The organism is Holdemania sp. (genome assembly GCF_986127675.1).
The window spans coordinates 1-7386 of the sequence record NZ_CFQZWI010000121.1; the positions used below are offsets into that span (position 1 = coordinate 1).

9 protein-coding genes are annotated in these 7386 nt (G+C 50.7%); 3 read left to right on the forward strand and 6 right to left on the reverse strand.

Annotation, left to right across the window (positions count from 1 at the left end; genetic code table 11):
- The 6 genes from AC5OW4_RS13425 to AC5OW4_RS13450 all read right to left on the reverse strand — a co-directional run.
- Positions 1-1382 (reverse strand): ABC transporter ATP-binding protein (locus tag AC5OW4_RS13425; RefSeq protein WP_493677083.1); only part of this gene is annotated, 1382 nt, incomplete at its 3' end.
- 23 nt (positions 1383-1405) lie between these two features.
- Positions 1406-1831, reverse strand: a complete 426-nt coding sequence (locus AC5OW4_RS13430; RefSeq protein ID WP_072684690.1) for a MarR family winged helix-turn-helix transcriptional regulator — start codon at positions 1829-1831, stop codon at positions 1406-1408.
- 310 nt (positions 1832-2141) lie between these two features.
- Complete coding sequence (locus tag AC5OW4_RS13435) at positions 2142-2921, reverse strand: hypothetical protein (RefSeq protein WP_072684689.1); 780 nt, start codon at positions 2919-2921, stop codon at positions 2142-2144.
- Between the two features lie 121 nt (positions 2922-3042).
- Complete coding sequence (locus AC5OW4_RS13440; RefSeq protein WP_072684688.1) at positions 3043-3936, reverse strand: hypothetical protein; 894 nt, start codon at positions 3934-3936, stop codon at positions 3043-3045.
- Positions 3937-4086: 150 nt separating this feature from the next.
- Positions 4087-4413, reverse strand: coding sequence for a hypothetical protein (locus tag AC5OW4_RS13445; protein ID WP_072684687.1), 327 nt, complete (start codon positions 4411-4413; stop codon positions 4087-4089).
- Positions 4406-5389 carry a hypothetical protein gene (locus AC5OW4_RS13450; protein ID WP_139248619.1) on the reverse strand — a complete coding sequence of 328 codons (984 nt, stop codon included), beginning with the start codon at positions 5387-5389 and terminating at the stop codon, positions 4406-4408. Before AC5OW4_RS13450 ends, AC5OW4_RS13445 begins: the two co-directional genes overlap by 8 nt.
- 151 nt (positions 5390-5540) lie before the next feature.
- Here AC5OW4_RS13450 and AC5OW4_RS13455 point away from each other — a divergent pair, with 151 nt between their 5' ends.
- The 3 genes from AC5OW4_RS13455 to AC5OW4_RS13465 all read left to right on the forward strand — a co-directional run bounded on the left by AC5OW4_RS13455 (position 5541) and on the right by AC5OW4_RS13465 (position 7078).
- On the forward strand, positions 5541-6020 hold the full coding sequence (locus tag AC5OW4_RS13455; protein ID WP_072684685.1) for a peptidoglycan-binding domain-containing protein: 480 nt from the start codon (positions 5541-5543) through the stop codon (positions 6018-6020).
- A 133-nt stretch (positions 6021-6153) separates the two neighbouring features.
- On the forward strand, positions 6154-6615 hold the full coding sequence (locus tag AC5OW4_RS13460) for a MarR family winged helix-turn-helix transcriptional regulator (RefSeq protein ID WP_159432797.1): 462 nt from the start codon (positions 6154-6156) through the stop codon (positions 6613-6615).
- Positions 6616-6619: 4 nt separating this feature from the next.
- On the forward strand, positions 6620-7078 hold the full coding sequence (locus AC5OW4_RS13465) for a pyridoxamine 5'-phosphate oxidase family protein (protein ID WP_072684684.1): 459 nt from the start codon (positions 6620-6622) through the stop codon (positions 7076-7078).
- The last annotated feature ends 308 nt before the right edge of the window (positions 7079-7386 follow it).

A 7386-nucleotide genomic window follows, 5' to 3' on the forward strand; every position in this document is an offset into this window, starting at 1 on the left:
TCGTAACCCTTCGGGAATTGCCGGATGAACTCGTCGGCGCAGGCAAGCTTGCAGGCATGGATCATTTCCTCATCCGTGGCCTGTTCGTTGCCCCAGCGCAGATTATCCTTGATCGTCCCGGAAAACAGGACGTTTTTCTGCAATACCATCGCGACGCTGTTGCGCAGCGAATCCAGATCATAATGACGGACATCGACGCCGCCGACGCGGACTGTGCCCTCGCTGGCGTCATATAGTCGTGGAATCAGGCTCATCAGCGTGGATTTACTGGAACCGGTCGGACCGAGAATTCCAATGGTTTCTCCGGCTTTGATCTTCAAATTAATGTCTTCTAAAACATATTTATCCTTTCCGGCATAATAACCGAACGCCACATGATCGAACTCGATCGAGCCGTCGGCCACAGTCATCGCCGGATTTTCCGGATTGACGATGCTCGGCTTTTCCTCCAGAATCTCCGCGATTCGCTGGGCCGAAGCCATCGACATACTCAGCATGACGAAGATCATCGACAGCATCATCAAACTCATCAGGATATTCATCGTGTAGGTAAACAAGCTCATCAGCTCGCCCGTTGTCAGCGCGCTGCCGACGATCATCCGCGCACCCATCCAGCTCAGCGCCAGGATGCAGCAATACATCGTCAGCTGCATGACCGGATTGTTGAACACCAGAATGTTCTCAGCTTTCATGAACATCTTTTTCAGGTTGCCGGCTGCGGTTTTAAATTTATCGGTCTCCGCACTTTCCTTGACATACGCTTTGACAACGCGGATATTCGTGACGTTTTCCTGAACGCTCGCGTTTAAATCGTCATATTTGCGGAACGTTTTGCGGAACATCGGATGGGCCTTCAGCGTGATGAAGCTCAGGATCGCCCCCAGAAAAATCATCGCGTAGAAGAAGACCATCGCCAGCTTGCCGTTGATCATAAACGTCATCGACATCGCCACCACCAGCATCAGCGGCGCGCGCACGCACATCCGCAGAATCATCTGATAGGCGTTTTGGACATTGGTCGCGTCGGTCATCATGCGGGTAACCAGACCAGAGGTCGAATATTTGTCAATATTGGCAAATGAGAATTTCTGGATACTTTCGAACATCGCTTTCCGCAAATTCTTCACAAACCCTGCCGAAGCGTACGCCGCATATTTTCCGCTCAGCATCCCGCAGAACAGAGATAAAAATGCACAGAGCAGCATCAGCGCTCCGTATTTAAACACCGCGGCCATGTCGCCCTGATTGACGCCGGAGTCAATGATGAACGACATCAAAAACGGCAGCATCAGCTCCATGACCACTTCGCCGACCATCAGCGCCGGCGCGAGCAAGGAAGCTTTTTTATATTCTTTTACTTCTTGAAGCAATCGTTGAATCATAACATTCTCCTTCCTCTTTTACGTTATTCCAGATTCTTTTTTAATTGATCCAAAACAGAAAAAAAGTGTTCCTGGTCATCCGGGGAGATCGATTGGGAAAGCAGGGCTTCCATCCGATCAATATTCTCGGTCATCTTCTGATTCAGCTGCAGCGCCTTTTCAGTCAGCACCAGTTTTTTCAGCCGGGCGTCATGCGGGGCGGGAATTCGATGAAGATAACCGTCGCGCTCCAGGACGTTCAGAATTTCGCTGGCGGTCGACCGGCGAATGCGCAATTCCTTTTCCAGATCTCGCTGGAAGACATCCTGCCCCCGACTGGCAATCAAAAAACCGATTGTCCGAGTTTGAACTAACGTCAGTTCACAGCCGTTCTCGTGACGGAATTGTTCCATCTTTTGATGAATCATCTGTTGGACTTCACGAATTTCATAACCAATTCTTCGCTGCATCAGTATCACTCCCTTTTTGTTAGGATACTAACATTTTACTCTGATCTTCCCGCTTGTCAATCTTATTTGTTGTGAATTTTATGTGAAATTTAACGAATAAAATCAGCTTCATTTCTTCCGGGAAAGCGTATAAATTTAATAAAAAAGCGAACGTTTCCACTGGACATGTTCGCTTTAACGAGATTGATAAACTTGAAATTACTGACCTGCGTGGATTATTCCACGCGCAAAAACGGTTATCGTTTTTTCCAGAAACGGACGATCGTCAGCGCAGTCAGGGCGATCACGCCGGCAATGCCCGCGCCAAGCATCAGCGTAAACTCCGGGCGTTTCTTAAGATAAGGATCCACAGAACCGTGGGTCGGCCGCGGTGAATCGAGCGGAACGCGCGGGATCGGGGCAGTCGGACGGGGCGTCGGCTTCGTCGGGGCATACGTTCCCTGATCCAGATACCAGTAATTTTCCAGCCCATCGGCGTCAGCTTTTGACCTTCCCGAATCCAGCCATACATCCCCGCGTCAACCTCAATATAGAACCAGACCTGTCCTGACTCGTCCGTATATTTCTTCGTGATCCGAATGACCGTCTTGGGATCCAAATTCCAGCTGTCGATGTAATTTTCAATGTGTTCCGATCCCGGATATTCCCACAACGTCAGATAGCCGCGCGGTTCGTTTAGAGTGTAGGTTTGCTCGATGGGCTCCAGCGCATCCTGATGTTCCCGCTCGAAATCCTCGGCTGTCTTTGCGATTTCAAATTCCGTCAGATTCATCCACTGCCCCAGACTCAGATCGCGCCGCGGCGTCTGCACGCCCCACAAAACGCCTTCTTTCGTCTGGTAAGTAAAATCAATCCAGATATCTGTGCCGTTGGGAATTTCTCCGACGATTTCATTGGAAATCGGGCTGGAATAAACATAGACAACCCCCGCATCCCCAGCCGCCGTGTAAAGCTGTCCGACATACTCGCATTCCTCGTCGTGTTCCTTGAAGAAATCATCCTCCGGACAGACGATCAGATCCGCATGCAGGGTCGCCGCACTGCCTGCGAGCAGCATCATCGCCGCGGCTATTTTCAAAAACTTCTTCATCGTTGTCCCTCCCTGTATTTTTCCATGCACTTCTGTGCTTTTGATTTTCTTCATTTATTTTCACGCCCCTTGCCTCAACGATCATCGTTCGATCTTGTGTCTTGTCCCTCGCCAAGGCTGGCTAGCGTTTCGGTTTTCTCCAGAAAACAGCGATCAAACCGCCGGTCACCACAACGACAGCGAGCACCAGACCGCCGATCAAGCCATCCGGCGATGAAGAGATCGCGATGTATTGGCGGACTGAGCCGCGTCTTGCCGGTCTGTCTGTCCTGTCCGGCTGCGGCGTGAGGACAGCCGGCTGCGGCGTCACAAAAGGAGCAACCTGAAGCGTGCCGTCTTCATCTGCCTGAATATGACCGCGCAGGTAGTTCAAAAGCGGCGCCTGTTCCACCACGGGCTGATCGCGCTGAAACCATCCCTGATGTCTAAAATAATTAAGGGTATACAGCCACACCTCTTCCGTCTCTGTTTTAAACAGCCCGCACACCGGCACCGGGCTTTCCAGAAGACTTTCAGCGTCGGTATATTCGTACACACTGTCCGCTCCGGGATACTCATAAAAGCATAAATAACCGGAAAAAGAATCCGGCGCAAATACGTCGTCGATCAGTTCTATTTCTTCCTGATGTTCCTTGAAAAAAATCGCATCATTCATTTCTGTCTGAAGATCCGCCAGATTCAGCCAGACTGAAGAACCGGCCAGATCGCCTTCCAGCGCCTGAACACCCCAGACATCGCCAATTTCTGAAACATACGTAAAGTCGATCCAGATTTCTTCTCCCAACGGCACCTGTCCGAGGACTTCCGCAGATTGCGGAGCGGCGTAAAGCGGAGCACCTTTGACGGCAATTACCCGATAATATTGCCCCACATAAGTGCATTCTTCGGCATGTTCTTTATAAAAAGGATCTTGCGGTTCCGCGATCACATCCGCGCTTACCGGTGTCAACAATCCCGCCACCAGAATCAGAATGCTGAAAATTTTCATCATGACCCAATCTGATTTTCTTTCCATGATTTTTCCCCCTTTCTGCAATATCCGCTATATCAATAAAACGACTTCGATGTTTCCGGTTCTGCAATATCCGTTGTATCAATAAATGATGAAGATGATTTCGCAAGGAAAGTCCGCTTTTTCAGCCTGACTTTCACAGACATTAATTGATCAGCCGTGCTGCAGCAGCCAGCCGACGCCATAGGAGAAAACGTTAGCCGCCAGCGAGAACAGCCAGGGATGACGGATCGTCAGCGCATAGCTTCGGTAATACAGTGCTTCCACCACGACTGCCAGACTTTCCAGCATCGTAATCAGAAGCCACGAAGGCAGGGAGTACCGGAAGGTCAGCGCCAGGTAAACAACCGCCGGATTGGTCATCAGATTGACCAACATGATCAGAATCAGATCTTTCCAGCGCCGGATCCCCAGCAGAAACGCAAAGCTCAGCTCCAGCAGCCACGTCATCATCAGCGACAGAATCAGCGATCTAAACATCGTCCTGCCCCCTTTTAAAGGCCATTCCCAAACCCAGCCAGGACAGCGCGATCAAAATCAGCGTCTGCGCTTTCGTCACCGTCGTTATGCCCAGGATCACCGGCACAAACCCAAGAAACAGCGCAAACGTTAAAAGTCCGAACACAAATCCGGCATGTTCCGGAAACTGTCGATGCATCTGCTTCAGACACAGCGGCATCGTCATATTGAATAAAAATACGCCGCTCAGTCCGGCAACGATCCAGTTGGCTTTTAAAAAGCAAAGAAAGCTCAGGCCCAGCGAAAACAGCGCCGTTTTCTTCAGTCCCCAGTAATCGGCAGCGATCCCGCCCGCCGCTTTGCCCCCCGCGACAGCCAATGTCAGCGGAATCAACGCCTGAGCTTTCCAGGACAGCGGCCAGGTGAAACCGGCAAAGGACCGCAGAGCGGCGACAAGAAACAAACAGATCACCCCCGTTAAAGAAAAGGAACATTTCTTTTCCCTCCGGTGCTCCTGCGGCTGCCACCGCAGCCGGTAAACAACAAACGCCAGCCCAATCAGAACAACGCTCAGCGGCAGGATCGAAATCCTATTCATCTTGGCGGCCCATGTTCCCAGCGTAATGCCCAGCGCTCCCGGCGCGACAAAGATCCCCAGTGCCGCGCTGCCGGATTCCGCCTCCATCAACGGTTTTCCAATCCCCAGATGATACGCCGCGTTGCCAAGTCCCAAAATCAGTCCCAGCGCCGCTAACGGCAGCGGCAAGGCTCCCGCGGCGCACAAAAGAGCACCCCCGGCCGCCCAGGGAAGCGCCGGCCAGCGGTCCGCCAGAATTCCCAATGGCATCTGCAGCGCAAACGCGCAGAAATTATAAAGGATCAACAGCTCCGTCCAGTATATCGTTTCTCCATTATGCCGCAGCAGAAACGCCGCGCAGGCAAAATCGACCAGGAAGTGACCGATCGCCCCCGCTGCCAAGACCTTCCCATTCTTCATCAACATTAACCCCTTTTCTTCATTATACAGGAAAAACCGACGTGCACAGCGTAAAAACTGACAAATTCATCAATCGGTTTGACATCCGCCTTTGCCCGCCTAACCCACCCCGGTTTCAACGCATAGCATACAGGGAAAGGAGGAATGCAAAATGGCATACACCTTACAGTTGGGAAGTAATGGAATCGACGTCAAGAAAATGCAGTATTATATCAACCAGATCCTGGCCGCGCCGAATCTGACGCCGATGGAGGAGGACGGCATTTACGGTCAGAAGACCGAATTTGCGGTCGCTGTTTTCCAGTATGTTTATCACCTGAATGTCGACGGCATTCTTGGACAGACGACCTGGGATAAGATTATCCAGGAATTCAAAAACCTGCCGAGTCCGGCGGTGGAGCGCAACAAATCAACGCGCACGCTGCGTGTCGGCAACGTCGGTCTGGGTGTCCAGAAATTCCAGCAATATCTGAATGAGCTGATCGCTCCCAATCCACGCCTGGTCGTCGACGGCAACTTCGGTCAGAACACCAAGCGTGCTGTGGAAACCTTCCAGGCTCTCAATGGCTTAACGGTCGACGGAGTCATTGGCAACAACACCTGGGATCGCGTCATCAACCGCCTGCAGTAAACAAAACAACTTTACAGGAGGGAAAAGGTCTGGAATCCAGACCTTTTTCATTCAGATTCAGGCTTGACGGCAGATTGGGAATGGATTATCATATTTATAGTTCTATATAGAACATATAGTTGAAATCCTCGAGGTGGTCCCCATCGAAACACTAGGCGGTTTTTACATCACGCAGATTAAACAGCTTCAAGATCGAATCTTTGAACGCTTTTTAAGCGAGCAAGGATTGAAGATCAGCGGCGGTCAGGGCCGGATTTTATTCGTCCTGTGGAAGCAATCCCCCTGTACGATCAGCGAAATCAGCAAGCGGACATCCCTGGCTAAAAATACGGTGTCGATCATGATTGATACGATGGTCGCGCATGGCATCGTGCGGCGGGAAAGCAATCCGGACAATCGCCGGCAGACGTTGATCACGCTGACCGATTACGCCGTTTCACTCCAGCAGAAATACGACGCTGTTTCCCAACGGATGAACGTCCTTTTTTACACCGGGTTCAGCGAAGCGGAAAAGGATCAGTTTGAAGCCTATCTGCGGCGAATCTTGACAACACTGCGTCAGGCCGAACAAAATCAGGAAAGAAATGAGGGTTAAGAGCATGATGAATCAAGATGAAATCATCCGTTTTATTCGCACACAGAAAGTTGCCGTGGTCGCCGGCGTTGACGAGGATGGATTTCCAAGTCAGAAAGCAATGTTCGCCCCGCGGCGGATTGACGGCCGCACCGCATTCTATTTCTCTACCAACACCTCCTCGCAAAAGGTTCAGATCTTTCGGACTCAGCCAAAAGCCAGCGTTTACTTTTACAAGCAGGGAAAGCAGAAATTCGTCGGAATTCAGTTAAAAGGAACGATGGAAGTTCTGACAGATCATGAAGCCAAAGCGTCGATCTGGCAGCCGACGGACACGATGTATTATCCATTGGGAGTCGACGATCCGGATTACTGCGTCTTAAAATTCACCGCAGCCTGTGGACGCTTTTACAGTGAAGGAAAGACGGAAGATTTTAAACTGAGCGACAGCGATCAATCATCGGCGAGCTCCGATCAAGAATGATCCTGGTTTCATATTTCGATTGATTTCCAGGAGCTATCTTGCCGCTGAAACGCAACTTTCTCTGTCTGACGGTAGAAGACTTGATCCTGAATCAAAAAAATGCGCTGAGTTCCCACAGGCAAAGTGAGAATCCAGCGCATTTTTATTTCTTCGCTTGATTTCAGTTACATCAACGGTGCAAAAAACTTGATCACATTGACGATCCAACGCTTGATCAACGGTTGGAACTTGCGGCAGTCTTCTATTGTAATCAGCTGAGAGACGACCTGAGTTTTCAGGAAATCATCATGCAGCTGATTGACCGCCGG